Source organism: [Acidovorax] ebreus TPSY (genome assembly GCF_000022305.1).
Classification (GTDB): Bacteria; Pseudomonadota; Gammaproteobacteria; order Burkholderiales; family Burkholderiaceae_C; genus Diaphorobacter; species Diaphorobacter nitroreducens.
In genome coordinates this window covers 1,985,188-2,010,805 of sequence record NC_011992.1, presented here as the reverse complement: position 1 = coordinate 2,010,805, position 25,618 = coordinate 1,985,188, and the positions used below count along the sequence as shown (strand labels likewise).

Sequence of the window (25,618 nt, the reverse complement as noted above, 5' to 3'; positions counted from 1 at the left end):
CCTGTCGCCGTATCGCGCCGTATTGCCATAGCCCGCTGCGGTCGTGAGCGGTAGGGCTGCCGGCGCAGCGGCGTCAGCCGCGGTCGGCGCGCTGCGCGCGGGCGCGCGCCAGGGCCGCGGCAATGGCTGCGCGCTTGGGATCGGGCGCGTTGTCCGGCGCCGGAGGAACGGGTTCGGTGGCGGCGGCCTGCGCCTCCTCGCGCTGCAGCCGCTCTTGCCGCGCCTGGTAGCGCACGCGCGCCTGCTCGGCCTGCGGGGCGGACCATGCGGCCCAGCCAGTGGCCTGGCCGCTGGCATTTTCCATGCGGATGCAATCCACCGGGCACGCGGGCAGGCACAGTTCGCAGCCCGTGCAGTGCGGCGCGATCACGGTGTGCATGCGCTTGTTGATGCCCAGGATGGCGTCTGTGGGGCAGGCCTTGAGGCACAGCGTGCAGCCGATGCACCAGTTCTCGTCGATCACCGCCACGGCGCGCGGGACCTCCGTTCCATGGGCCGCGCTCAGCGGCAGCTCGGGCCGGCCAGTGATGGCGGCCAGGCGTGCAACGCCCTGGGCCCCACCGGGCGGGCACTGGTTGATCTCGGCCTCGCCCCGTGCGATGGCACGGGCATAGGACTGGCAGTCAGGGTAGCCGCAGCGCGTGCACTGGGTCTGGGGCAGGGCCGCGTCAATGCGCTCAACGAGCGCCTGCTGCGCTGCGGGGGAGGTCATGGCCGGCGTCAGGCGGCGCTGCGTGCGCGGCGGGGGCGTGACGTGGGCTGGGCGGACTGGTTGGCACGGATGAAGTCGCGCACCTGCGGGTAGACTAGCTCGCGCCAGCGGCGGCCGCTGAAAATGCCGTAGTGGCCCGCGCCCTTCACCTCGAGGTGGTTGCGCCGGTCCGCGGCGATGCCGGTGCACAGATCCTGCGCCGCCTCGGTCTGGCCGGAGCCGGAGATGTCGTCGAGCTCGCCTTCGATGGTCAGCAGCGCGGTCTGGGTGATGTCCTGGGGGCGCACGCGCTCCACCGCGCCGTCCGGCGAGCGCACGTCCCAGGTGCCGTTGACCAGGCTGTAGTCCTGGAAGACGGTCTTGATGGTCTCCAGGTAATAGTCGGCATCCATGTCGAGCACGGCGTTGTATTCGTCGTAGAACTTGCGGTGGGCCTCGGCGCTGGCGTCATCGCCCTTGATGAGGTTCTTGAAGTAATCGTAGTGGCTGCTGGCGTGCCGGTCCGGGTTCATGGCCACGAAGCCCATGTGCTGCAGAAAGCCCGGGTACACGCGGCGGCCGGCGCCGGGGAAGTTGCTGGGTACGCGGTAGATGACGTTGTTCTCGAACCACTCCAAGCTGCGTTGGGTGGCCAGGTTGTTCACCGCCGTGGGTGAGCGGCGCGCATCGATGGGGCCGCCCATCATGGTCATGGACAGTGGCGTGGTCTCACCGCGGCTGGCCATCAGCGAGACGGCGGCCAGTACCGGCACGGTGGGCTGGCAGACGCTCATCACATGGCAGTTACCGTATTGGCCCTGCAGGTAGCGGATGAACTCCTGCACGTAGTTCACATAGTCGTCCAGGTGGAACTCGCCCTCCTGCAGCGGCACCATGCGCGCGTTCTTCCAGTCGGTGATGTAGACCTTGTGGCTCTCCAGCATGGAGCGCACGGTGTCGCGCAGCAGCGTGGCGTAGTGGCCCGACAACGGCGCCACGATCAGCACCACGGGCTGCCCCTTGAGCTTGAGCAAGGTGGCCGGGTCGTCCGAAAACCGCTTGAAGCGGCGCAGTTCGCAGAAAGGCTTGTCGACGTCCACGCGCTCATGGATGGCCACGCTCACGCCATCCACGTCCACGGTGCTGATGCCGAACTCGGGTTTCTCGTAGTCCTTGCACAGGCGGTACAGCAGTTCATAGCCCGCCGAGATGCGACGGGCCAGTTGCGTCTCGCTGAACGGCCACAGCGGGTTGCTGTAGAACTTGGCGGCGGCCTGCGCCAGGTCGGCGAAGGGCTCCATGAGGGAGCGCTGGGTCTCGTAGAGGGTGTACAGCATGGGGCAGGACCAAGTTATGTTGCAGTGCAATATATCAGCAGTTGCATTTGCTTGCGTGTCGTGCAACTACGCATTCAGTGTCCCGCGCGCGACATTGGCGGGCGGGCTTGATGCAATGCTTTTGATAGCTGTCAGCGCTTGATGGACAAGCGCTGGAGGTCGATTTGACTTATATCAGGGTGGGATTTTCCTGCAGCCACGCTTCGAAGGCTTCGCGCGAGCTGTTGCGCAGCGCGCGGCGAAACGCCTGCCGGTCGCCCAGGTACAGGCAGTGGCGGATCACGGTGAAGGGGTTGAAGCTGCCCTCGGGGTTCTGCGCCTCGTAGAACTGCTTGTAGCGCTTGACGGTGGCAATCGTTTCGCGCATCAGGGTGTTGAAGCGGGCACGCGTGATGCCCGGTGACCATGCGCGCATGTCGTCCACGAACAGGTCCACCTTCTGCGCGTCGAACTCCACGTCTTTGAAGAAATGGCGGGCAATCTTCAGGAACGTGAAGGCGTTGAGCTCGCTGCCGGGCGCCGGCATTCGGCTGGCTTCGGTCTCGGCCTCGGTGGTCTCGTCGGGTGCGTAGAGCAGTTCGGCATCGGTGGCATCGCGGATCTGGCGGAACTCGCGGTCCGCCAGTTCGAACAGGGCGGACAGCACGTTGATGCGGCGCTTGAGTTCGGCCGGAATCGACTTCTTGTACTTGATCTTGTGGTCCAGCACGCTCCACGCGTCCTGGATGATGGTGCGCACCTGCAGCTCGAACGGCTGCGCCGCGTAGGCGGCGTTCTCGGGTAGGGCGGCTTGCACGGCGTTGAGCCGCAGGTCCAGGTGCAGGCCCTTGTAGCCGAAAGAGGCCTCGGTGCCCTCCAGGGCGCTGACCTTGTCGGTCACGTCGATCACGTCGAAGTGCGACTGGACGATCTGCGCCACCTTCTCCAACTCGTCCTCGTACAGGCAGACCACGCGCACGCCGATCAGGTCGGTGATGTAGGGGCGGATTTCATAGGGGGCCCCGCTTTCCTCCAGCGCCGCGCGGTACTTGCGCGAAAACTTGCGCAGGCATTCATCGCGGTCCTTCACGCGCCCTTCGATCTTGGCAATGTCGATGTGGCGCGCCTGCGACAGCAGCGACTGCAGCAGCGCCATGTAAAACGCGCAGGCGTGGTCCAGCGCCGGGCGCTCCTGCGCATAGAACGCGTGGAACGCGGACTCCTCAGGGGTGAGATGGGTCGTGGGTGAGGGGAGGGGCACGGCAGACGCAGGGGTCAAGGGACAGCCACGGATGGTAGGGCAGGAAAGGGCCTGCGGTGGCCCTCGGCGGGGTAGGACAAGGCCGCGTCCCACAGACGGGCCGCGCGGCGCGGCAATCTGGCGCTTCCCTATTGTGTTGCGGCGGTCGCTATGCGACGCTTGGAAACGCATGAATAAAGAGGTGGCTGCCCCGAGGGGGTTCGCACAGCACTGGGCCCCATGGCATCCGGGCATGATCGCAGCAGTGGTGCTTTCACTGCTGCTGCTCGCCGTCACCTATCTGGTCTGGCAGGGTGTGGAGCGCGCACGGGACGAGCGCCGGCTGCAGGCTTTCGCCTTGTCCGTGGACCGCGTGGTTTCCAACCTGTCGGACCGCATCGCCGCCTACGAAATGGTGTTGCGTGGCGTCAAGGGCTACTACGAAGGCTCCGACAGCATCGACCAGCAGGAATTCCAGGCCTATGTGGAGGCCTTGCACCTGCCGCAGACGCGCCCGGGCCTGCAGGGCGTGGCGCTGCTGTCACGCGTGGCGGAATCCACCGGGGCGCGCACGGGGCAGGCGTTGATCACGCACATCGCACCCCAAACGCCGGAAAACCAGCAGGAATTGGGACAGGATGCCATGCTGCAGCCGGCGCGGCGCGAGGCGCTGCTGCGCGCGCGCGACTCCGGGACGCTGGCGCTGTCGGGCCCGCTGGGCAGCCGCGAAGGGAATGCCGGCAGCTCCCTGGTCATGTACCTGCCGCTGTATGCCAGACACGCTGCCGTGGACACTCTGGCCCAGCGCCGCCAGAACATTGCAGGCTGGGTGGCCGCGCCATTTCGCATGGACGACGTAATCCAGGGCCTGGCGCGCGAGCTGGACAGCGACCTTGCGCTGGCCATCCATGACGGCCCCTCGGTGGCAGGTGGGGTGCTCGTGTTTGCGTCGCGCACGGACTATGCACCCCACGCGGTCAATGGCGGGCTGGAGGCCGTGCGCAGCTACGACGTAGGCGGCAGGCGCTGGACGCTGGTGCTGTACCCGCTGCCCTCATTCGAGCAGCGCTTCGAAGGATCCACACACCATCTGGTTGCCCTGCTGGGCGCCGCCTTCAGCCTGCTGGCGGGATGGTTCGTGGGGCAGCAGGTGAACGCGCGACAGCGGGCCATGGCGCTGGCCCGCGAGATGACGCGCGAGTTGCGCCGCACGCGCGATGAGCTGGAAGCCACACTCAATGCCGTGCCCGATCTACTGTTCGAGGTGGACGCACAGGGAGGCATCCACCACTACCGGTCCGCCCGCGCGGACCTGATCGGCACGCGCGCCCAGGCGCTGGTGGGGCGCACGCTGGGGGATGTGTTGCCGCCCGCTGCCGCCGCCGAATGCATGGCTGCGCTGGACGAGGCGGCCGAGTACGGTTATTCCGAAGGGCGGCAGTACAGCCTGGACATCGGGGGCAGCCAGCATTGGTTCGAGCTGTCCGTGGCCTGCAAGCAGGGGGGGGCGCCGCAGACCGGGGCCGGCCCGGGCCAGCGCCACTTCATCGCGCTGTCGCGCGACGTCACGCGGCGCCACGAAGCCGAGGCCGCCATGTACCGGCTCGCGTATTTCGACGCGCTCACCGGCCTGCCCAACCGCCGCCTGCTGCTGCAGCGCTTGCAGGATGCACTGGTCACGGCCCAGCAGCAGGGGGGCATGGGCGCGCTGTTCTACATCGACCTGGACAACTTCAAGGAGATCAACGACGCGCGCGGCCACGGGGTGGGCGACGGGCTGCTGGTGCAGGTCGCCGCGCGCCTGCAGGACGCGGCCGGGCCGCAGGAGACCGTGGCACGGCTGGGGAGCGACGAATTCGTCATGCTGGTGCCGCGGCTGGGCGACGGCCCTTCCGTTGCGCGTGAGCAGGCCTGCCGGCGCGCCCAGCAGCTGCGCGAATGCCTGGATGCGCCCTATGACCTGGGCGGGGTGCACTACGGCAGTACCGGCAGCATCGGCGTGACGCTGTTTCCCAAGAACGGTGAGGCCGTGGAAGACCTGCTGCGCGAGGCCGACACGGCCATGTTCTGTGCCAAGGACCGGGGGCGCAACCAGGTGTGCTTCTTTGAGCAGGACATGCACGCCGCAGCGCAGGAGCGCCTGGCGCTGCTGCAGGACCTCAAGAGCGCGGTCGACAACGACGCGCTGCTGACCTATGCGCAGCCGCAGGTGGATGCCGCCGGCCAGCTCATCGGCGCGGAGCTGCTGCTGCGCTGGCCGCATCCGCAGCGCGGCTTCGTGCCGCCGGCGCAGTTCATCCCGGTGGCGGAACAGGCGGGGTTGATCGTGCGCATGGGTGCGCGTGTCATCCAGCAGGCCTGCGCCACGCTGGCCGAACTGCACCAGCAGGGCCGGGCGCTGTCGATCTCGGTCAATGTCAGCCCCCGCCAGTTCCGCCAGGCGGACTTCGTGGAGCAGGTGCGCGCGGCGCTGCACAGCACGGGCGCGCCCGCGGCGCTGCTCACGCTGGAGGTCACGGAAAGCTTGCTGGTGGAGAACTGGCAGGACACCGCCCGGCGCATGCACGAGCTGGTGGCGCTGGGCGTGCGCTTTTCCATCGATGACTTCGGCACCGGCTACTCCAGCCTGGCGTATCTGAAGCGCCTGCCGCTGTACGAACTCAAGATCGACCGCAGCTTCGTGCAGGACGCGCCCTCCGACGCGAACGACGCGGCGATCGTGCAGGCCATTCTTTCGGTCGCGCGCCACTTGCGCCTGCGCGTGGTGGCCGAGGGGGTGGAGACGCGGCAGCAGGCGGACTTCCTCATCGCCCACCACTGCCATGGCCTGCAGGGCTATCTGTTCGGGCTGCCGCAGCCGCTGCGGGACTGGCTGGCGGGCCTCAAAGGCTGAGCGGCTCCGTTGGCAGGGCGCCGGCTTGCACGGCGCTTGCGCGCAGTGCATCGGGCGCGGTGGCGCCCGGCTTGGTGCGCGCCAGGGCCATCACTTCGCGCGCGGGCAGGTGTTTCAAGCGGTGGTCGCTCCACACTTGGCGCCAGCGTCGCGCGCCGGGCAGGCCGTTGCGCAGGCCCAGCATGTGGCGCGCCACCGCATACCAGTGCGTGCCGTGCGCGGTGGCTTCGCGCTCCATGTAGGCCACCATGTCTTCCTCGACCTGCTCGCGCGTGGGCGCGGCGGGCGCGGCGCCAAAGAACTGCTCGTCCCAGCGCGCCAGCCACCAGGGGTTGTGGTAGGCCTCGCGGCCCACCATCACGCCATCCACCCGGGCCAGCTCCTCCAGCACCGCGGCGTCGGTCTGAAAGCCCCCGTTGATGGCGATGGTCAGTTGCGGGAAGTCGGCTTTCAGCCGGGCCGCGACGTCGTAGCGCAGCGGGGGAATCTCGCGGTTCTCCTTGGGCGACAGACCCTTCAGCCACGCATTGCGCGCATGCACGATGAACACGCGGCAGCCCGCGTCGGCCACCACGCCCACGAAGTCGCGCACGAAACCGTAGTCTTCGTTCTGGTCGATCCCGATGCGGTGCTTGACGGTGACCGGGACCTGAACCACGTCCACCATGGCTTTCACGCAGTCGGCGACCAGTTGCGGCTCGTTCATCAGGCAGGCGCCGAAAGCGCCGCGCTGCACACGCTCGCTGGGGCAGCCGCAGTTGAGATTGATCTCGTCATAGCCCCACTGCTCGCCCAGACGGGCGCAGTGCGCGAGGTCGGCCGGCTCGCTGCCGCCCAACTGCAGCGCCACGGGGTGCTCGGCCGCGTCAAAGCGCAGATGGCGCTGCACGTCGCCGTGCGCCAGCGCACCGGTGGTCACCATCTCGGTGTAGAGCAGCGTGTGGCGCGACAGCAGGCGGTGCAGGTAGCGGCAGTGCCTGTCGGTCCAGTCCATCATCGGCGCAACGGACATACGCCAGGGACTGTGGGCGATGGAGGAGGGCATAGCGTGCACGGTGAAGGACGGGGCGGTCTGGGGGACAAGGGAGCGGGGCGGGGGCCAGTATTGTCCCAGGTCCGGCGCTGCGCCACAGTTGCAAGGGATTTAGGGCGTTTTCGGCCTCCAGCGCTTGTCCATCAAGCGCTGGCAGCTATTAATTCATGAGTGCAAGCGCGCCGCATCCCCAGGCCCTACACTTGCCGCCCGGCGCCGCGCCGGCACTTCGACCCTCTGCCCACCTTGCTGTCCTCGATCCTCGTTCCCCTGGTTCCCGTCATTCTGTGCATCGGCATCGGCTACCTCACCGCCCGCGTGGGCTGGGTGCGCGCCACGGCGGTGCCAGATCTGTCCAATATCGTGTTCTTGGTGCTCACGCCCGCGCTGCTGTTTCGCACCATGGGCAATGTGCGGCTCCAAGAGCTGGACTTTCAGCCCGTGCTGCTGTACTTCAGCGCGGCGGCGCTGCTGTTCGGGCTGACGCTGGCGTTCAGCCGGTTCTCCACGGCCGCGGCGGCGCGGGCGCTGGCGCACACCTTCAGCAACCTGGTGATGATCGGCGCGCCGCTCATGGGTCTGGTGTATGGGCCGCAGGGCCTGGTGACGCTGTTCACGCTGGTGTCCCTGCATTCGCTGGTGCTGCTGACGGCGGCCACCATGGTGTTCGAGCTGGCCGAGGCGCGCGAGCAGCAGCGCACCGGCAGCGCCGCGCCGCGCCCCATGGCGCACACCGTGTGGCAGGCCGTGCGCAACAGCATCGTGCACCCGGTGCCGCTGCCCATCCTGGCGGGCCTGCTGTTCGCGCAGACGGGCTGGAAGCTGCCCGAGATGCTGGACCGCCCGCTGCAGGTGCTGGCGGCGGCGCTGGGGCCCATGGCGCTGCTGCTGGTGGGTATTGCGCTGGCGCACACACGCATTGGCAACCACTGGCGCGGCGCGTTGCGGGTGGCGGTGATCAAGAACCTGGCGCTGCCCGCCACGCTGGGGACGCTGGCGTGGGCGCTGGGGCTGTCAGGCCCGGCGATCGCGGTGATGTTCACCGCCGCGGCCATGCCGGTGGGCGCGAATGTGCTGTTGTTCACGCAGCGCTATGGCGTGATGCAGGAGGAGGTGTCCTCGGCCATCGCGCTGTCCACCGCGCTGGCGCTGATCACGCTGCCGGTGGTGCTGGTGTTGGCGCAGTTCTTCATGCATTGAACATGCGTTGAAGACGCGCGTGGAGCAGGGCGTCTTCCGGGCGCTTACGGCGCCAGCCGCTCGCGCTCCCACGTGCCGTCCTCCAGGCGGTAGCGCAACCGGTCGTGCAGGCGGCTCTTGCGGCCCTGCCAGAACTCCCACTGATCCGGCCGCAGGCGAAAGCCCCCCCAGTGCGGCGGGCGGGGCGGCTTGAGCAGGAACTGCGCGCCATACTTGGCGGCGTTGGCCACCAGCACGCCGCGGCTGGCGATGACCTGGCTTTGCGGGCTGGCCCAGGCGCCGATGCGCGAGTCCAGCGGGCGGCTGTGGAAATAGGTGTCGCTTTCCTCGTCGCTCACCTTTTCCACGACGCCCTCGATGCGCACCACGCGCTCCAGCTCCACCCAGTGGAATTGCAGCGCGGCATAGGGGTTGCCGGCCAGCTGGCGGCCCTTGCGGCTGTCGTAGTTGGTGTACCAGACGATGCCCTGCGCGTCATACCCCTTGATGAGCACCACGCGGGTGCTGGGACGCAGGTCGCTGCCCACGGTGGCCACGGTCATGGCGTTGGGCTCGGGCACCTGGGCAGCGATGGCTTCGCGCAGCCATTGGTCGAACTGCAGCAAGGGATCGGCGTGGGAGGCGTCCTCGCTGAGCTCGGCGCGCTCGTAGCTCTTGCGCAGGTCGGCGATGGAGGAGGAAAGAGGGCTGTGGCTCATGCGGGGATTGTGCCCGCAGGGCGCCCAGCCCTGCACGATCAGCGACCGGCGATCACCGCGCACGCCAGGCGCGCGCCCGCGTTGCCGGTAGGTTGGGTGACGTAGTCGTCGGGGTTGGCATGCACGATCAGGCCGCGACCCACGATGTCGGTGGCGCCGGAGCCCACGCGAATGCTGCGCGACTCGAAGTTGAAGGTGGCCACGCCGTTGCCGTCCGCGCGCAGGCTGGGCAGGTCGCCGGTGTGGTGCGGTCCCTTGCCGTGTTGGCCGTGCGGTGTGCCCGTGGGATTGAAGTGGCCGCCCGCGCTGTTGCCGTCCCCGCTGGAGCAGTCGCCTTTCTCATGGATGTGAAAGCCGTGCTCCGCCCCCGGCTTGAGCCCGCTGACCGTGCCGCTGACGCGCACCGCATCACCGCTCTGCACGAAGCGCACCGTGCCCTGGGTGCTGTTGCCGCGCGTAGGCTCCAGCCGTGCGGTGGCCGAGGGCGCGCTGGACATGGATGCGCAGCCGGCGAGTGCGATGGCAGCCGCCAGGGCCGCGGCCGTGGGGAGGTAGCGAAGGGACATGCGATTTCTCCAGGAGGGTTGAAAACCGCCAAACTAACGCGGTTCGCGCGCCAACGCAATCAGACGCGAGAGCGCCCGGTCGTGGATGCCCATGCGCTGCAGCTCGGCGTGCGTGGCCTCGGCGTAGTCGCGCGTGGTGCCGTAGATGCCGCTGGCCTGCGCGAAGATGCGGCGGTATTCCTCGTCCGCCAGCACGCCCGTGTGGCTGGGGCTCTTGCGCGACAGCGTGAAAGCCAGCGCGCGCACCGCACCTTGGGGCGTGCGGCAGTTGAGCCAGCGCGGGTCGTATACGCCCAGGACCATCTCGCGCTGCCACAGGTTGACCATGACCTGGCGCGCGTGGCTGTGGTCCACGCGGAACACCATGCCGCGGCAACTGCCGCCCGACAGCATGCCGAACACCAGGCCCGGGCATTCGGGCGTGCCGCGATTCACGCGGCTCCACATCTTCAAAGCCCGGTGCCAGCCGTGCACCGTGGCCGCGCGCCGCTCGGCGTAGGCAAAGTCGGGCCGCCAGATCAGCGAGCCATAGCCAAAGATCCACAGGTCGTCGCGCCCGCCCCATTCATGCAGCGCGCGGTCGAGCATGGGGGCGGGGTCACGCAGGGGAGCGGCAAGCGGCGGCATGGCGAGACTCTACAATCGATGGGTTTTGTCCAACGCACCGATTATTCACGGGAGTTCTCAACATGTCCTTCAACAGCTCCGACGACGACAGCCAGCAACGCTTCGCACTCGGGTTCCTCTTTGCGCTGATCGCGCTGGTGGTCTCCACCGTCGTGGGCGTGGTGGTCTACAAGCGTGGCATTGCCCACGCCCCCAAGGCGCCGGCCGCCGCCGTGGCCCCTGCGGCTGAGGCAGCCGCGCCCGGCGTGGTGATCATGATCACCGAGGACGCCGCCAGCGTGGTGGTGGAGGGCGGTGTGGTGAAGTTCTTCTTCGCCACCGGCAAGGCCGAGCTGGCCCCGGGCGCCAACGAAGCGCTGGGCGACGTGGTCAAGGGCGTGGTGGACGGCGGCAAGACCGCGGTGGTGTCGGGCTTCCATGACGCCACGGGCGACGCGGCCGTGAACGCCGAGCTGGCCAAGCAGCGCGCGCTGGCCGTGCGCGACGCCCTGAAGGCCCTGGGTGTGGCCGAAGAGAAGGTGGAGCTGAAGAAGCCCGAAGCCACGCAGGGCAGCGGCAGCAATGCCGAGGCGCGCCGCGTGGAGGTGATTCTGGCTCCCTGAGGCTGGATGCGCCAAGCCTGCGAAAGCCCGGTAATGCCGGGCTTTTTTGTGTCTGGCGTGCTACATATTCAATAGCTTGTCGCGCTTGTTTGAATGGGGATTCAGGTACTTTTTTGCCTTGAGTGCTTGATTTGCAAGCGCGAACAGCTACCAAAGCTGTAGCGCACTGCGCTGCACTGCACCCTTGTTCACGTACTCTCGCGCACGATCAGCTCGTAGTCCAGCTGCACGCACTGCGGCTGCGCCAGCGTGCCGCGCATCAGGCCCAGCAGCATGTCGGCGCCGGCGCGGCCGACTTCGCTGCGCGGTGTGCGGATGGTGGTCAGCGGCGGCACCATCTGCGCGCTGCCGGCCAAGTCGTTGAATCCCGCGACGGCGATGCGGCCCGGCACGTCGATGCGCATGCGGTTGGCCGCCAGCAGCCCGCCCTGGGCAATGTCGTCGTTGCAAAAGAAGATGGCGTCCACGTCGGGCATGCGTTGCACCAGGTCCTCGAACAGCCGGGCGCCCAGGGCGATGGAAGAGCGCTCGGGGCTTAGCAACTCCAGGCGCGGATCGTACAGGCCCGCTTCGCGCAGGGTGCGCCGGTACCCTTCGGCGCGCTGCAGCACGCGCGGGTCCAGTTGCGCGGCGCAAAAGGCGATGCGCTTACGCCCGCGTTCCAGCAGGTGGCGCGTGATGGTGGCGCCCGCGTCCTGCTGCGAAAAGCCCACGCAGGCCACACCAGGCGCGGCGCTGGTCTCCATGAGGTGCACGCACGGCACGCCGCTGTGCACGATGAGCTGGCGTGCGGCCTCGCTGCGGTCGAACCCCGTCACCAGCAGGCCGGCGGGGCGGTGGGGCAGGTAGGTGCGCAGCAGCAACTCTTCCTCGGCGCTGTCGTAGTGGGTCACGCCGATGAGCGGCTGAAAGCCCTTGGGGAACAGCGTGCGGTGCACCGCCTCCAGCAGATCCACGAACAGCGCGTTGGACAGCAGCGGCACCAGCACCAGCACCTGCGTGCTGCGCTGCGACGCCAGCGCGCGCGCGGCCGGGTCGGGTACGTAGCCCAGCCGATCGGCCGCCTCGCGTACGCGTTCGGCCAACGCGGGGTCCACGGTGCGTTCGCCGCGCAGGGCACGCGACACGGTGATGGGACTCACGCCGGCGGCGCCTGCCACGTCGTTCAGGGTGATGCGGCCGCTGGAGCGGCGCGGTCGTCGGTTGGCGGTCAAGGGTTATTCCTAGGAATTCTGGCCAAAATTGTCCCTTAAGATAGCGCTATCTTTCATGGGGTTTTCGCGGGTTTGTGGGGAGGGAGTAGCTTCTCCCCATGCGATGCAGCGAAATTTCTCCATGAGAAGCCGCGGCGTGAAGCCGTGAACTTCGGGTGAACGGCTTGCGTCCTGGGATGCAGCCGTTTTTTTGAATCTTTAAAGATAGCGCTATCTTGACCTGTGACATCGATGCCATCGTGGTGATGGGCGTTTCCGGCTGCGGCAAGTCCAGCGTGGGCGAGGCCTGCGCAAAAGCGCTGGGCTGGGTGCTGCATGAAGGCGATGCCCACCATGCTCCCGAGAGCATTGCCAAAATGCGCGCCGGCGTGCCCTTGACCGATGCCGACCGCGCGGGCTGGCTGGACCGGTTGGCCGCATTGCTGGCGGCGCCCGCGGGCACGGCGGGCGTAGTGTTGACCTGCTCGGCGCTGCGCCGCAAATACCGCGATCGCCTGCGTGCGGGCAACCCGCGCGTGGGATTCGTGTTTCTGGCGCTGGACTATGAGCAGGCATTGCAGCGCGTGCAGACGCGCGCGGGGCATTTCTTTTCGCCCGCTCTGGTGGCCGATCAGTTCGCCACGCTGGAGTCGCCCGAGGGCGAGCCGCGCGTGTTGACGCTGGATGCCACACGCCCCGTGGACGAGCTGGCCCGGTCCGTCGTCCAATGGCTGCGAGGCAACGCAGCTGCTTCCCCTTCGTCGTCTTCCGGAGACAGTGCATGAGCGCTTCTTCCCCTTCCCCGCAGGAACGGCCGCGCAAGCCCCTGGTGCAGCGCCTGGCCGAGCATTTCATGGTGCTCGCACTGGCCGGCATGGTCGTGGCCGTGTTCGTCAACGTGGTATTGCGCTACGTGTTCTCCACGAGCATCGTCTCGTACGAGGAGATCTCGCGCCTGCTGTTCGTGTGGCTGGTGGCGGTGGGCACCATCGTCGCGGCCTTTGAGGGCAAGCACCTGGGTTTCGACATGCTCACTTCGCGCCTGAAGGGCCGCTCGCGCAAGCTGCTGTTCTGGGCCAGCCAGGCTCTGGTGGCGGGCGGCATGCTGCTGCTGCTCAAGGGTTCGTGGGAGCAGGTGATCGCCGGCATGGGCAGCTACAGCACCGTGCTGGGTTATCCGCTGGCGCTGGGCGCCGCGGCGACGCTGGTACTGGCCGTGGGCCTGCTGGTGGGCGTGGTGGTGGATCTGCGCCGCGGCGAGCCACTGCCGCATGGCAGCGACGCGGAAACGTCGGTGGAGTAGGGCGCACCATGATCGTTACCGCCATCTTTCTTCTGGTGCTCATCGGCGGCATGGTGATCGGCATGCCCATCGCCCACGCCCTGGTGCTGACGGGTGTCGCCCTGATGTGGCACCTGGACTTCTTCGATTCGCAGCTGCTGGCGCAAAACCTGCAGGCCGGCTTTGACAACTTTCCGCTGCTGGCCGTGCCGTTCTTCATCCTGGCGGGCGAGCTGATGAACGCGGGCGGCCTGTCGCGGCGCATCATCGACCTGGCGCGCGCCTTCGTGGGGCATATCCGCGGCGGGCTGGGCTTCGTGGTGATTGGCGCGGCCGTGCTGTTGGCGTCCATGAGCGGCTCGGCCATTGCCGACACGGCGGCGCTGGCCACCATCCTGCTGCCGATGATGCGCGAGCAGAAATACCCGATGAGCTACAGCGCGGGCCTGCTGGCGTCCGGCGGCATCATCGCGCCGATCATCCCGCCGTCCATGCCGTTCGTGATCTACGGGGTGACGACGAATACCTCGATCAGCAAGCTGTTCCTCTCGGGCGTGGCACCGGGCCTGATGATGGGCATCTTCCTGATTGGCGCCTGGGCCTGGATTGCGCGCCGCCACGACCTGCCCTCGATGGAGCGTGTGGCGTGGGGCCCGCGCATGAAGGCGCTGGCGAAGAGCTTCTGGGCCATGATGATGCCGGTCATCATCCTGGGCGGCCTGCGCGGCGGCATTTTCACGCCCACCGAGGCCGCCGTGGTCGCCGCCGTGTATGCGCTGCTGGTGTCCATGTTCGTGTACCGCGAACTGAACTGGTCGCAGCTGTACGACGTGTTCCTGGCCGCGGGCAAGACCACGGCGGTGGTCATGTTCCTGTGCGGCGCCGCCACCGTCACGGCCTACATGATCACCCTGGCCGACCTGCCCAACATGCTGGCCGACAGCTTCGCCGGCGTGATGGGCAACCCCGTGCTGTTCATGGCGCTGATGATGACCTTCCTGTTGGTGGTGGGCACGGCCATGGACCTCACGCCCACCATCCTGATCTTCGGCCCCGTCTGCGCGCCGCTGGCCGCCAAGGCGGGCATCGACCCCGTGTACTTCGGCTTCATGTTCATCTATGTGGGTTGCATCGGCCTGATCACGCCGCCCGTGGGCACGGTGCAGAACGTGGTGGCGGGTGTGGGCCGGCTGCGCATGGAAACCGTGATCAAGGGCACGACGCCTTTCCTGGCCGTGTATGTGCTGCTGGCGGTCCTGTTCACGCTGTTCCCGGCCCTCATCACCGCGCCGCTGCGCTGGATGCACTGAGCTTTTCATCCCTTTTCACCCTGACTGTCCAAAGGAGACTTCCCATGCGTATCCGCTTTGCTCTTGCCGGCCTCGTGGCCGCACTCGTTGCCACCGGCGCTGTACAGGCGCAGGACTTCAAGCCGCGCATCGTGCGTTTCGGCTATGGCCTGGTGGACAACTCCAACCAGGGCCGCGCGGCCCGCATGTTTGCGCAAGAAGTGGAAAAGGCCACCGGCGGCAAGATGAAGGTGCGTGCCATTGGCAACGCCTCGCTGGGCTCCGACACGCAGATGCAGCAGGCGCTGATCGGCGGCGCGCAGGAGATGATGGTGGGCTCCACCGCCACGCTGGTGGGCCTGGTGCCGGAGATGGCCGTGTGGGACACGCCGTTCCTCTTCAGCAACGCCAAGGAAGCCGATGTGGTGCTGGACGGCCCCGTGGGCGACAAGATCAAGGCCAAGCTGGAAGCCAAGGGTATGGTGGGCCTGGTGTACTGGGAGAACGGTTTCCGTAACCTCACCAACAGCAAGCGCCCCGTCGCCAAGCTGGAAGACCTGAACGATATCAAGCTGCGCGTGATGCAGAACAACGTGTTCCTCGACAGCTTCAAGGCCCTGGGCGCCAACGCCGTGCCGCTGCCGTTCTCCGAGCTGTTCACCGCGTTGGAAACGCGCGCCGTGGACGGTCAGGAGAACCCCTACAACACCATCGTCTCCAGCAAGTTCTACGAGGTGCAGAAGTACCTCACGGTGACCAACCATGTGTACAGCCCCTGGATCGTCACGGTGAGCAAGAAATGGTGGGACGGCCTGTCCGCAGCCGAGAAGAAGGTGCTGCAGGACGCCGCCATCAAGAGCCGCGATTTCGAGCGCAAGGACACGCGTGAAGAGGCCGCCAAGGCCCTGGCCGACCTGAAGGGCAAGGGCATGCAGGTTAACGAGCTGTCGGCCGCCGAGGCCAACCGCATGCGCGAGAAGCTGGTCAGCGTGAACGCGGGCATCGCCAAGTCGGTGGGCCAGCAGACCTGGGACGAGGTGAACGCCGCCGTCCAGCAGGCGCGCAACGCCAAGTAAGCGCAGGGTGGGGCAGGCGGCGGCGCCTGCCCTCGGTTCCCTGCCATGTGCCCTCGGCCTACACCTGTGTCGCCCACTGGCGCGTAGGATCCGGGGCAATGCTTGCCCGCAGTCGTTTTCTGCAACCTTCTCACAGCCGCCCTCGCGCCACCCAGCATGCCCCTGCACGACACCGTCCACACCGTCACCGAGCGCATCCGCCAGCGCAGCGCCCCTACGCGCGGCGCCTATCTGCAACAGCTTGAGTTCCACGCGCGCCGCGACCGCGGTGCAGACCGCCTGGGTTGCGCCAATGTGGCCCACGCCTTCGCCGGCATGCCTGCCAACGACAAGCTGCGTGTGGTGGTCCAGAAGGCACCCAACATCGGCATCGTCACGGCGTACAACGACATGCTGTCGGCCCATGCGCCGCTGCAGCATTACCCGGACCTGATCAAGGACGAGGTGCGCAAGCGCGGGGCTACGGCCCAGGTGGCCGGCGGCGTACCCGCCATGTGCGATGGCGTGACGCAGGGCACACCCGGCATGGAGTTGAGCCTGTTCAGCCGCGACGTGATCGCCATGGCCACGGCCGTGGCGCTGAGCCACGACGTGTTCGATGGCGCGCTCATGCTCGGTGTGTGCGACAAGATCGTGCCTGGTCTGCTGGTGGGTGCGCTGCAGTTCGGCCATCTGCCCACGGTGTTCGTGCCGGCGGGGCCGATGACTTCGGGCCTGTCCAACAGCGCCAAGGCCAAGGTGCGAGAGCAGGCCGCGCAAGGTCTGGTGGGCCGCGGTGAACTGCTGGAGGCCGAGATGGCCGCTTACCACTCGCCGGGCACCTGCACCTTCTACGGCACGGCCAACAGCAATCAGATGATGCTGGAGGCCATGGGCTTGCATGTGCCGGGCACGGCCTTCGTGAACCCGGGCCAGGCGCTGCGCCAGGAACTTACGCGCGAGGCCGCACGCACGGTGCTGGGCGACAAGGGGGCGTCATGCCCACCTATCGGGCGCGTGGTAGACGAGCGCGCTATCGTCAACGCCATGGTGACGCTGCTGGCCACGGGAGGATCCACCAACCACCTGATCCACTGGGTGGCTGTGGCGCGCGCGGCGGGCCTCGTGATCGACTGGGACGACTTTTCCGCCCTGTCCGCCGTCGTGCCGTTGCTGGCGCGCGTGTACCCCAACGGCAGCGCGGACGTGAACCAATTCCAGGCCGCCGGCGGCCCCGGCTATGTGATCCGCGAGCTGCTCGATGCCGGGCTGATGCATGAGGACGTGCTCACCGTTCGCCCTGGAGGTATCCGCGAATACACGCGCGAGCCGCAGGGAACCGCTGATCAGCAACTGCACTGGGCCGACATCGGCGCCTCGCGTGACGACAGCGTGCTGCGCCCTGCGGCCGACCCTTTCAGCGCCACGGGCGGCCTCAAGCTGCTGTCGGGCAACCTGGGGCGCAGCGTGATCAAGGTCTCTGCCGTGCCGCCCGACCGGCATGTGGTGCAGGCGCCCGCACGCGTGTTTGCCTCGCAGGGCGAACTGCAGCAGGCCTTCCAGGCCGGCGAACTGGACCGCGACGTGGTCTGCGTGGTGCGCTGGCAGGGGCCCCAGGCCAATGGCATGCCAGAACTGCACAAGCTCACCCCGCCGCTGGCCGTGCTGCAGGGCAAGGGCTACAAGGTGGCGCTGGTCACCGACGGCCGCATGAGCGGCGCCTCGGGCAAGGTGCCTGCGGCCATCCACGCATCGCCCGAGGCGCATGCCGGCGGCCCGCTGGCGCTGGTGCGCGACGGTGACGTCATCCGGCTGGATGCCGTGGCGGGCACGCTCAATGTGCTGGTCGATGCGGCCGAATGGCAGGCGCGCACCCCTGCCACCGTGCCGCCCGGCTTGCTGCAGGACAACGCACGCGGTTGGGGGCGCGAACTGTTCGCCGGCATGCGGCGCAATGCGCTCAGCGCGGAAGAGGGGGCCTGTACATGGCTGTGACGCAACCCACCCTCACGGCGCTCGATGTGATGCGCGATGCGCCCGTGATCCCGGTCATCGTTCTGCACGACGTGCGGCATGCCGTGCCGATGGCGCGCGCGCTGGTCGCCGGTGGTATCCGCATGCTGGAGGTGACGTTGCGCACGCCGCAAGCCCTCGAATGCATGCGGGCCATCGCCGCGGAAGTGCCCGATGCCGTGGTCGGCGCAGGCACCGTACGCACCAGTGCTGATGCGGTTGCTGCCGCGCGCGCCGGGGCGCGGTTTGCCGTCAGTCCGGGTTTTACGCCCGCCGTAGGCCGCGCCTGCCGCGATGCGGGCTTGCCGCTGCTGCCGGGCGTGGCCACGGGCAGCGAGATCATGACGGCGCAGGAAGAGGGCTTCTTTGCGCTCAAGTTCTTCCCTGCGGTGCAGGCGGGCGGTACGGCCATGCTGAAAGCGTGGCAGGGGCCGTTTGGCGACGTGGCGTTCTGTCCGACGGGTGGAATCCAGCCCGGCAATGCGGCGGAGTTTCTGGCGCTCAAGAACGTGGCCTGCGTGGGCGGGTCGTGGCTGGTGCCCGCGGATGCGCTGGAGCAGGGCGACTGGTCCCGCATCACCCGTCTAGCGCGCGAAGCCAGCGCGTTGCAGCGGGTTTGATGAATACAAGTAAAAATGGGCTGTAGCGCTTTGTGGATAAGCGCTAACAGCTATTAAAGAAAGAGCAAACTAGCGCAGACCGGTGCCTGCGCCGGCATCGCTCTTGCGCTCGATCAATTCAATCTTGTAACCGTCAGGGTCGGTCACAAAGGCGATCACCGTGGTGCCGCCCTTGACCGGCCCGGCCTCGCGCGTCACGGTGCCGCCGGCTGCCTTGATCTTCTCGCAGGCGGCGTAGGCGTCGGGCACGCCCAGGGCAATGTGGCCGTAGGCTGTGCCCATCTCATAGCTTTCCACCCCCCAGTTGTACGTCAGCTCGATCTCGGCCTGGCCGGGGTTGCCGCCCTCGAAGCCCAGGAAGGCCAGAGAGTATTTGTATTCAGGGTTTTCGGAGGTGCGCAGCAACTGCATGCCCAGCACCTGGGTGTAGAAATCGATGGAGCGCTGGAGATTGCCAACGCGCAGCATGGTGTGCAGAAGTCTCATGGCATGGATTGTGCCGTCAACCCAAAGACCCTGCGGCCTGTTGCGCAGAGTGATGGGCTGGGCTAGACCGGCACGGTGTAGTTGAGCGTCATGCGGCCGCCGTCCACGGTGACGATCTCGCCGGTCACATAACTGGCGGCGTCGCTGGCGAGCCATGCCACCACATCAGCGACCTCCGAAGGCTCACCCAGGCGCTTCATCGGCGTGCGGCTCAGGATCTTGAGCCGGGCCTCGTCGCTCGTCAGCACGGCCTTCGCGGCGAGTTCCGTGGCGATGGTGCCGGGCGCCACCGCGTTCACGCGGATGCCACGGTCCGCCAGCGCCAGCGCCATCACGCGGGTGAGCTGATTGATGCCACCCTTGCTCACGTTGTAGCTGGCGATGTTCGGAATGGCCAAAACGCCGTTGACGGAACTCATGTTCACGATGCTGCCGCCGCCCGAGCGCACCATTTCGCGTGCCACAGCCTGGCCCATGAGAAAGGCACCCTTGAGGTTCACGCGCAGTACCGCGTCGAAGTCTTCCTCGGTCACCTCCAGAAAATCCGCAGCGCGGAAGATGCCCGCGTTGTTGACCAATACATCGATGCGCCCGTGCAGCGCCATGGTTTGACCTACCAGGGCATCCACTTCGGACTTGTTGCCCACATCGCAATGAATGTAGGCGGCTTGCGGCACCGCATCGGCAAGAGCACGTCCGCGGGCATCATCCATGTCTGCGATCACCACCTTGGCACCGTCGCGCGCCAGCCTGCGCACGCAGGCCTCGCCAATGCCCTGGGCACCGCCCGTGACAATACACACGCGACCTTGGTGGCCGAAGGAGATAGTTGACGTGGAGAGTGTTTGGGACATGCCAGCCATCGTAGTCAATTGAAAAGGGCCGGTCACTGAATGTTTACGCGGAGGGGATCGTTCCCTGAGCTGGGCGCGGATGTCGGGGTTGTGGCGACGGATACTCAGCTGCCAGTTTGGTAGATACGATGTATAGGTCATTTTCACCGCCCGCCTGAGTTAATAGTTTCACACAGGTTGTCCACATAATCCCGTCTTTGTTTTCCAGGGCGCGGAATGGCCATTGGAGTTAAGCCAGGCTGGGTGCCTCGCGGCGGGCCGTAGCCGGGCCATGGAGCGTCCGAGGCGGCAGGGGCAGGGGGGACTAGCTGGAGTAGGACTCGCAGGCGCGCTGGGGGCGTTGCGCCCTCAGTAGGAGGCACGCTGCGCTGCGGGATGAGGACATGGGGCGCTGCCCCATACCCCATAGTCATCAAATTTGATAGCGGCAGCGCCTGAGTTACCGCCGTTTTTTCCTTCCGTGTTCTAAAGTGTTTATGGGATAAATCTAGGGCCGGCGCTTCGCGCCGCCCCCCGGCTGGCGCCGTGGGGCCCGGCGCTGCGCCCCCGGCCGGGGAGACGCTACGCATCCCCCCAGCCGCTGTCGCACCGCCTCGCCCTCGCACCATCTCATCAAACATGGCTGCCCGGCGGACCAGAAGTGACCACCAGGACCCATCCTTGCCCGTCAGCGGGTAGCCCTCGGGCGTGTACAGCGTGCCCCCGGCGAAGTACCAACCAGCCCAGGACTCGCCGGGCAGCTCCATGCCATTGAGCAGCCGCAGCAGCCGGTAGGCCGTGTACGGGATGTCGTTCTTACCGGTTTCCCAGTTATGTAAAGTCCGCTCGGTGACGTGAAAGTTTTTCGCGCAGGTGGCCCGGTCCCATCCCAGGTTCAGGCGCATCGCCTTGAAGCGCTCCCCAAGCTGGGCGCGGGTTTCGGGATCGTGGTGCCTCAGGCCCAGCCGCTGGCGTACTAGATACGATGTATATGCTCATAATCGCCACGCCCTAGATAATAATCTTCATCTGATATTAAAAAAATAGGGGACGGGTCAATTTTTAGACTTGTCCACATAATCTAGCTTTTGTTTATCAGGGCGCGCAAGCACGGTCGGCTGTGTCTTTACTGCCGCGCTCCGCGGCGGCAGATAAGGGGAATGCACAGGTCCCGACAGGGCAGGGGATTGCAGGGCGCCCGCGCCTAACGGCTGCGGGCGCCCTGGTGACGTTGCGCCCTGTGCCGTGGGGCACGTCGGGCGACCGAACGTGGACATGGGGCTTCGCCCCATCGCATAGCCCTGCTGGCGCAGCCACTGGCGATACAGGTCATCAGTGAAGCGCGTCATGAGGAAGCCTCATCCTGCTTGACCGTACGAGAGCTGCCCAACTGACGCCACAGATTCAGGCGCTCCACCTCGGGCAAGAAGTCCCCGAAGCCATAGCCATAAGCCATGGCCTTGATGCGCATAGAGAAGCAATCGGCCAGCCAATCAGCAAAGGTTTCCCTGCTGGACCATGCGCACAAATCGGCGTCCAAGAAACGTTCACCTTCGGGCGGGAAGCATTCCCGGCGTGCCATCTCGAAGGCACCCAGAGCGTGGCGCGTGACGTCCTCGCGGGTGATCCAGTCCCAGCAATCGGACGGGATTTTTTCGGGGGGGAACTCATGAGGGGCGTTCATCGGACACCCCCAGCCGTGGCAATTGCAGCCACGCAAAGCATAGAATTCAATTCAGCCATTTCGATTACCTCAGCGGGTTTTTCAATTGGTCAGCACGGCCCGGGTGTTCCACCACCTGGGCTGTGCGCTTTTATGAAGGCGCGTCCTGCGCCTCAACGCCCTCCATCAATTTGTTGATACTGCGCGTCAGCCTCCACGCTTGCCGCGCCGCTTGCCTTTCGCCAGCTCGCGTCCTGGCTCTGCATAGGCGGGACGCTCCCGCGTGGCCCAGTATTCGGCCTCAAGCTGGCGCGTATGGCGTTCGATCTGTTCGAAGCTGGGGTCGTGCCCGTCTTGGCCGAGGATTTCATCTCGGCGACTGTCCCATGCGGGCTCCGGGTCATGCCAGGGCCACATCTCGGGGTCTGGATAGATGAGCTTCCACTTCTCGTCATATCCGATCGGTTGCCCGTTGTCGTCAAAGGCTTGATCTGCAACGGCCTGGAACTCGGCTTCATCGAGCCTTGCGCGTCGTCGCTCGCTTTGAGTGGGCGCCCGGGGAGCGCTGGCTTCCGGGGCGGGCTTGCCTGCGCCGTTGACGTAGGCATCGACACAAACGCAGAGGAAGGCATTGAAGCTGATGCCGATGGCTGCGGCCCGCTCGCGGGCTGCTGCTTCAAGGTTGGGCCGGAGCCGGAGGGGGTAGGACATGATATCAATCTGTAATCAAACTGGTATGACGCAGAAATCATAGGAGCCATCAAATCTGATGTCAACTTGCGATCACCAGTGATATCAAATCTGTTGATATCACCGCTCCTGCAAGTTGTTGATACTGAGACAAGCCCAGGCGCTTCGCGCCCCTGGCCGTGGCGCTGCGCGTCCCGACCAGTGACGCACAGCGCCTGCCGAGCCCCAGCCATCAACTGACCGAACATCGCCGCTTGACGCACCAGCAGATGGGCTGCTGCCGGAATTCTGGACACCGACCTAAGCTCCTTGAGCTTGTTCGAACTGTACTGGGCTGACGTAGCCGATCGTCGAGTGCCGCCGAGTCGGGTTGTAGAACCGCTCGATGTAGTCGAACACATCAGCCCGCGCCTCCTCTCGGGTTCCCGCCATGAAAGCACCAGCCACGCCAGGACTCGCCGGGCAGCTCCATGCCGTTGAGCAGGCGCAGCAGCTTGAAGGTGGCATAGGGAATGTCGTGTTTGCCGCACTCCCAGTTATGTAAAGTCCGCTCGGTCACATGAAGAAGCTTCGCGCAGCCGGACAGGTCCAAGCCCAGGTTGCGGTACATGGCCCGGAACTTCTGCGCCTGTTGTAGACGGGTGTCACGGTCATTGCGCCGCAGCCTCAGTCCCAGGCTACTAGATACGATGTATATTATGTTAAATAATTGAACTGACTAATCCTGCCGCTTACTCGATGGTGTCGGGCCAACGGAATTTTGGTAACCGGACCAAAAATTTTGGTAACCCTCTACTGAGTAGCTCCACGGTCAAACGAGAGCCCGCTCGACTGCCTCAATGACAAGCTGGCGCCCAGCATCCGAAGTACGAGCAGCAACAGCTGCCAAGTACGTTGAAGCGATGGGCTCAGCCAACCGACACGCCTGACTCAGCTCGTAGGGTATGGCGTGCGGGTCAGAGAGGCCGCAACCGGCAAGAACCGCTTCGGCCTTCTGCATCGACTCCAGACCGAACATAGAGCACACGGCTTCGACTCCATGAGTTCTCACAGTTTCAAGCGCCCACAGTTCAGGACAGCTTGCACCTGGAAGCACGCCTTTGAAGAGTCGCGTGCTGGCACCTCCTCGCGTAGGGCCTTGGCTTCGTCCAGGGTGCAGCACAGGCTGAAGGCCTTGCTCATGGCCAGCGCACTGTCAGCAAAGCGCTTTTTGCCGTCACGCTTGCTGTCCTTGCCCTCGGACTTGATGCCCAGAACGTGGTTGGCTGCACCCGCCAGGGTCTTGTGGCCACCTGTGAGGAAGCCTGAGTAGTCATACCCGTGCAGCATGGCGCGCAGCACGTCCATCTTCTCCAGTAGCACCGACAGGGCCTCGTGGGCATCCACGGTAGGCTTGCCGCGGCCTTGGCTGGCGGTGTACTCCTTCATGGCGGCCTTCAGTTCATTGCCGATGCCGATATAGTCCACGACCAGGCCGCCCTGCTTGTCCTTGAAAACACGGTTGACGCGGGCAATCGCCTGCATCAGGTTGTGCCCCTTCATGGGCTTGTCCACATACATGGTGTGAACGCAAGGGGCATCGAAGCCGGTGAGCCACATATCGCGCACGATGACCAGGCGCAACGGGTCCGTGGGGTCTTTGAAACGTTTTTCCAGGCGTTTCTTGACCTGGGCGCTGTAGATGTGGGGGCGCAGCAAGGCTTTGTCGCTGGCGCTACCAGTCATCACAATCTTGATGGCACCTTTTTCTGGGTCGCTGTCGTGCCAGTCGGGACGTAGCTTCACGATTTCGTTGTACAGGTGCACGCAGATGTCCCGGCTCATGGCGACCACCATGGCCTTGCCGTCCTGGGTCTTGTTGCGCTCCTCGAAGTGCGCCACCAGGTCAGCGGCCACGCTGGCCACGCGGGGCGTGGCGCCCACCACCTTTTCCAGCGCAGCCCAGCGGCTTTTGAGTTGCGCCTGGGTACTTTCTTCTTCGTCCTCGGCCAACTCGTCAACTTCATCATCAAGAAAGGACAGGTCCTCTTCCTTGAGTCGAAGCTTGGCCAGCCGGCTTTCGTAATAGATGGCGACCGTGGCCCCGTCTTCTTTGGCCTGCTGCATGTCGTAGACCGAGATGTAGTCACCAAAAACAGCACGGGTGTCGCGGTCGGTACTGCTGACGGGCGTGCCGGTAAAGGCCACGAAGGTGGCGTGTGGCAAGGCATCGCGCAGGTGCTGGGCATAGCCAACCTGGTACTTCGTCAGGTACTCCGGCTCCGCAAAGTCGGCGGTAACGGCTGCTCCCGAGGTCTCGCCGTCGGCCAGGACCAGCGCCTTGGCGGCACTGGCACCCTTGTTCTTGATGGTCTTGAGTTTGGCCTCGAAGCCGTACTGGGTGCGGTGGGCTTCGTCAGCAATCACCACGATGTTGTGGCGCTCTGAGAGCACAGGGAACATGTCCTCATCCTCGCCCGGCATGAACTTCTGGATGGTGGCAAACACAATGCCGCCCGAGGGCCGGTTGCTAAGCAGTTGCCGCAATTGCTGCCGGGTGCTGGCCTGGGCGGGCTGCTCGCGCAGCAGGTCTTGCGCCAGGCTGAACACTCCAAACAGTTGCCCGTCCAGGTCGTTGCGGTCGGTGATGACGACGATGGTGGGATTGGCCATCGCGGGCTCCTGCATCACCCGGGCGGCAAAGCATGTCATGGTGATGCTCTTGCCGCTGCCTTGGGTGTGCCACACCACCCCGCCCTTCCCTCGCTGGTTGGCAGCACTGTCGGGCCGGGAGGCGGCCACCACATGCGCGATGGCAGAGCGCACAGCATGAAACTGGTGGTAGCCAGCAATTTTCTTAACAAGGCTGCCGTCGTCTTCGAACAGGACGAAGTAGCGCAGGTAGTCCAGCAGGTACTGGGGTGCCAGGGCACCGCGCACCAGCGTTTCCAGCTCGTTGAACTCCCCCAGCGGGTCCAGGTTCACGCCGTCGATGGTGCGCCATTGCATGAAGCGCTCGGCATTGGCTGACAGGGAACCGAGCCGCGCCTCGGTGCCATCCGAGATGACTAGCACCTCGTTGTACTGGAATACGTCCGGTATGTGCTCCTTGTAGGTCTGAATCTGGTCATAGGCTTTCCAGATGTCGGCGGCCTGGTCAGCAGGGTTCTTTAGCTCCAGCAGGACCAGCGGCAGGCCGTTGACGAACAGGATGATGTCGGGGCGGCGCGTGTGGTGCGGCCCCTTGATGGTGAACTGATTGACCGCCCAGAACTCGTTGCGCGACGCCTCCGACCAATCAACCAAGCGAACAAAGTCACCACGGGTTTCGCCTTCCTTCTGGTACTGCACCGGCACTCCACCGACCAGCAGCTTGTGGAAGGCCCGGTTGGCCGACAGCAGGGACGGGATACCCAAATCCAGCACCCGGTGCAGGGCGTCTTCACGGGCTGCCGTCGGGATGTGCGGATTCAGGCGCTGGATGGCTTCACGCAGTCGAAACGATAGGACGACTTGGCGGTAATCGGCACGCTGGGGGTTGATGCCGTCTTGGGCGATATCCAGCCCATTGTGGAGTGAGTAGCCAACATCAGCCAGCCAGCCCAGGGTTTCCTTTTCCAGTTGGTCTTCAGTCATGTCTCACTTTTAG

The 25,618-nt window shown here is 65.9% G+C and carries 24 protein-coding genes and 1 pseudogene; 9 read left to right on the top strand and 16 right to left on the bottom strand.

Annotation, left to right across the window (positions count from 1 at the left end):
* Positions 1-73: 73 nt before the first annotated feature.
* The 3 genes from DTPSY_RS09480 to DTPSY_RS09470 all read right to left on the bottom strand — a co-directional run bounded on the left by DTPSY_RS09480 (position 74) and on the right by DTPSY_RS09470 (position 3,268).
* Positions 74-712, bottom strand: coding sequence for an RnfABCDGE type electron transport complex subunit B (locus tag DTPSY_RS09480; RefSeq protein ID WP_015913409.1), 639 nt, complete (start codon positions 710-712; stop codon positions 74-76).
* Positions 713-720: 8 nt separating this feature from the next.
* Complete coding sequence (locus DTPSY_RS09475; protein WP_015913408.1) at positions 721-2,028, bottom strand: polyhydroxyalkanoate depolymerase; 1,308 nt, start codon at positions 2,026-2,028, stop codon at positions 721-723.
* Between the two features lie 169 nt (positions 2,029-2,197).
* Positions 2,198-3,268: a GTP pyrophosphokinase gene (locus tag DTPSY_RS09470; protein ID WP_015913407.1), complete on the bottom strand. Its 1,071-nt coding sequence runs from the start codon at positions 3,266-3,268 to the stop codon at positions 2,198-2,200.
* Between the two features lie 232 nt (positions 3,269-3,500).
* On the opposite strand from DTPSY_RS09470, the gene DTPSY_RS09465 reads away from it, so the two are divergent.
* The gene (locus tag DTPSY_RS09465) at positions 3,501-6,140 is read left to right on the top strand and encodes a bifunctional diguanylate cyclase/phosphodiesterase (RefSeq protein WP_238526521.1); all 2,640 of its coding nucleotides are present in this window, start codon (positions 3,501-3,503) and stop codon (positions 6,138-6,140) included.
* On the opposite strand, the gene dusA is transcribed toward DTPSY_RS09465, so the two are convergent.
* Positions 6,130-7,185 carry a tRNA dihydrouridine(20/20a) synthase DusA gene (dusA, locus tag DTPSY_RS09460; RefSeq protein WP_015913405.1) on the bottom strand — a complete coding sequence of 352 codons (1,056 nt, stop codon included), beginning with the start codon at positions 7,183-7,185 and terminating at the stop codon, positions 6,130-6,132. The two genes, DTPSY_RS09465 and dusA, sit on opposite strands and share 11 nt — an antisense overlap.
* A 234-nt stretch (positions 7,186-7,419) precedes the next feature.
* On the opposite strand from dusA, the gene DTPSY_RS09455 reads away from it, so the two are divergent.
* Positions 7,420-8,373: an AEC family transporter gene (locus tag DTPSY_RS09455; RefSeq protein WP_041838844.1), complete on the top strand. Its 954-nt coding sequence runs from the start codon at positions 7,420-7,422 to the stop codon at positions 8,371-8,373.
* Between the two features lie 44 nt (positions 8,374-8,417).
* On the opposite strand, the gene pdxH is transcribed toward DTPSY_RS09455, so the two are convergent.
* The 3 genes from pdxH to DTPSY_RS09440 are packed head-to-tail and all read right to left on the bottom strand — an operon-like array spanning position 8,418 to position 10,264.
* Positions 8,418-9,071: a pyridoxamine 5'-phosphate oxidase gene (gene pdxH, locus DTPSY_RS09450; protein WP_015913403.1), complete on the bottom strand. Its 654-nt coding sequence runs from the start codon at positions 9,069-9,071 to the stop codon at positions 8,418-8,420.
* A 38-nt stretch (positions 9,072-9,109) separates the two neighbouring features.
* Entirely contained in the window at positions 9,110-9,637 is a 528-nt protein-coding gene (locus DTPSY_RS09445) for a superoxide dismutase family protein (protein ID WP_015913402.1), read from the bottom strand.
* Between the two features lie 33 nt (positions 9,638-9,670).
* Positions 9,671-10,264 (bottom strand): gamma-glutamylcyclotransferase, encoded by a 594-nt coding sequence (locus DTPSY_RS09440; RefSeq protein WP_015913401.1) that lies wholly within the window; start codon positions 10,262-10,264, stop codon positions 9,671-9,673.
* 62 nt (positions 10,265-10,326) lie between these two features.
* Here DTPSY_RS09440 and DTPSY_RS09435 point away from each other — a divergent pair, with 62 nt between their 5' ends.
* On the top strand, positions 10,327-10,866 hold the full coding sequence (locus DTPSY_RS09435) for an OmpA family protein (RefSeq protein ID WP_015913400.1): 540 nt from the start codon (positions 10,327-10,329) through the stop codon (positions 10,864-10,866).
* A gap of 188 nt (positions 10,867-11,054) precedes the next feature.
* Here DTPSY_RS09435 and gntR read toward each other — a convergent pair whose 3' ends face one another.
* The gene (gntR, locus tag DTPSY_RS09430) at positions 11,055-12,080 is read right to left on the bottom strand and encodes an HTH-type transcriptional regulator GntR (protein ID WP_015913399.1); all 1,026 of its coding nucleotides are present in this window, start codon (positions 12,078-12,080) and stop codon (positions 11,055-11,057) included.
* Between the two features lie 245 nt (positions 12,081-12,325).
* Here gntR and DTPSY_RS09425 point away from each other — a divergent pair, with 245 nt between their 5' ends.
* From DTPSY_RS09425 to eda, 6 genes are all read left to right on the top strand, one after another.
* Positions 12,326-12,844 carry a gluconokinase gene (locus DTPSY_RS09425; RefSeq protein WP_041839023.1) on the top strand — a complete coding sequence of 173 codons (519 nt, stop codon included), beginning with the start codon at positions 12,326-12,328 and terminating at the stop codon, positions 12,842-12,844.
* Complete coding sequence (locus tag DTPSY_RS09420; protein WP_015913397.1) at positions 12,841-13,362, top strand: TRAP transporter small permease; 522 nt, start codon at positions 12,841-12,843, stop codon at positions 13,360-13,362. The genes DTPSY_RS09425 and DTPSY_RS09420 overlap by 4 nt, the downstream gene beginning before the upstream one ends.
* An 8-nt stretch (positions 13,363-13,370) precedes the next feature.
* Positions 13,371-14,651 (top strand): TRAP transporter large permease, encoded by a 1,281-nt coding sequence (locus tag DTPSY_RS09415; RefSeq protein ID WP_015913396.1) that lies wholly within the window; start codon positions 13,371-13,373, stop codon positions 14,649-14,651.
* A 44-nt stretch (positions 14,652-14,695) separates the two neighbouring features.
* On the top strand, positions 14,696-15,706 hold the full coding sequence (locus DTPSY_RS09410) for a TRAP transporter substrate-binding protein (RefSeq protein ID WP_015913395.1): 1,011 nt from the start codon (positions 14,696-14,698) through the stop codon (positions 15,704-15,706).
* Between the two features lie 156 nt (positions 15,707-15,862).
* Positions 15,863-17,680 (top strand): phosphogluconate dehydratase, encoded by a 1,818-nt coding sequence (edd, locus tag DTPSY_RS09405; RefSeq protein WP_015913394.1) that lies wholly within the window; start codon positions 15,863-15,865, stop codon positions 17,678-17,680.
* A complete protein-coding gene (gene eda, locus DTPSY_RS09400) occupies positions 17,671-18,318 on the top strand; it encodes a bifunctional 4-hydroxy-2-oxoglutarate aldolase/2-dehydro-3-deoxy-phosphogluconate aldolase (protein ID WP_015913393.1) in 648 nt (215 codons plus the stop codon). Before edd ends, eda begins: the two co-directional genes overlap by 10 nt.
* A gap of 69 nt (positions 18,319-18,387) precedes the next feature.
* Here eda and gloA read toward each other — a convergent pair whose 3' ends face one another.
* The 8 genes and pseudogenes from gloA to DTPSY_RS09360 form a co-directional block, all read right to left on the bottom strand.
* A complete protein-coding gene (gene gloA / locus DTPSY_RS09395) occupies positions 18,388-18,804 on the bottom strand; it encodes a lactoylglutathione lyase (protein WP_011805290.1) in 417 nt (138 codons plus the stop codon).
* Between the two features lie 62 nt (positions 18,805-18,866).
* Complete coding sequence (locus tag DTPSY_RS09390) at positions 18,867-19,658, bottom strand: SDR family NAD(P)-dependent oxidoreductase (RefSeq protein ID WP_015913392.1); 792 nt, start codon at positions 19,656-19,658, stop codon at positions 18,867-18,869.
* A 143-nt stretch (positions 19,659-19,801) separates the two neighbouring features.
* Entirely contained in the window at positions 19,802-20,542 is a 741-nt protein-coding gene (locus DTPSY_RS18775) for a VC1465 family Xer recombination activation factor (protein WP_015913391.1), read from the bottom strand.
* A 440-nt stretch (positions 20,543-20,982) separates the two neighbouring features.
* Entirely contained in the window at positions 20,983-21,321 is a 339-nt protein-coding gene (locus DTPSY_RS09380; RefSeq protein ID WP_015913389.1) for a hypothetical protein, read from the bottom strand.
* Positions 21,322-21,507: 186 nt separating this feature from the next.
* Positions 21,508-22,011: a hypothetical protein gene (locus tag DTPSY_RS09375; RefSeq protein WP_041838843.1), complete on the bottom strand. Its 504-nt coding sequence runs from the start codon at positions 22,009-22,011 to the stop codon at positions 21,508-21,510.
* 279 nt (positions 22,012-22,290) lie between these two features.
* Positions 22,291-22,413: pseudogene (locus DTPSY_RS18400) on the bottom strand (IS3 family transposase); the annotation flags it as partial.
* The gene (locus tag DTPSY_RS18395) at positions 22,391-22,600 is read right to left on the bottom strand and encodes a transcriptional regulator (RefSeq protein ID WP_015913387.1); all 210 of its coding nucleotides are present in this window, start codon (positions 22,598-22,600) and stop codon (positions 22,391-22,393) included. The gene DTPSY_RS18395 and the pseudogene DTPSY_RS18400, both read right to left, overlap by 23 nt.
* A gap of 437 nt (positions 22,601-23,037) precedes the next feature.
* Positions 23,038-25,605: a type I restriction endonuclease subunit R gene (locus DTPSY_RS09360; RefSeq protein ID WP_015913386.1), complete on the bottom strand. Its 2,568-nt coding sequence runs from the start codon at positions 25,603-25,605 to the stop codon at positions 23,038-23,040.
* Between the last annotated feature and the right edge of the window lie 13 nt (positions 25,606-25,618).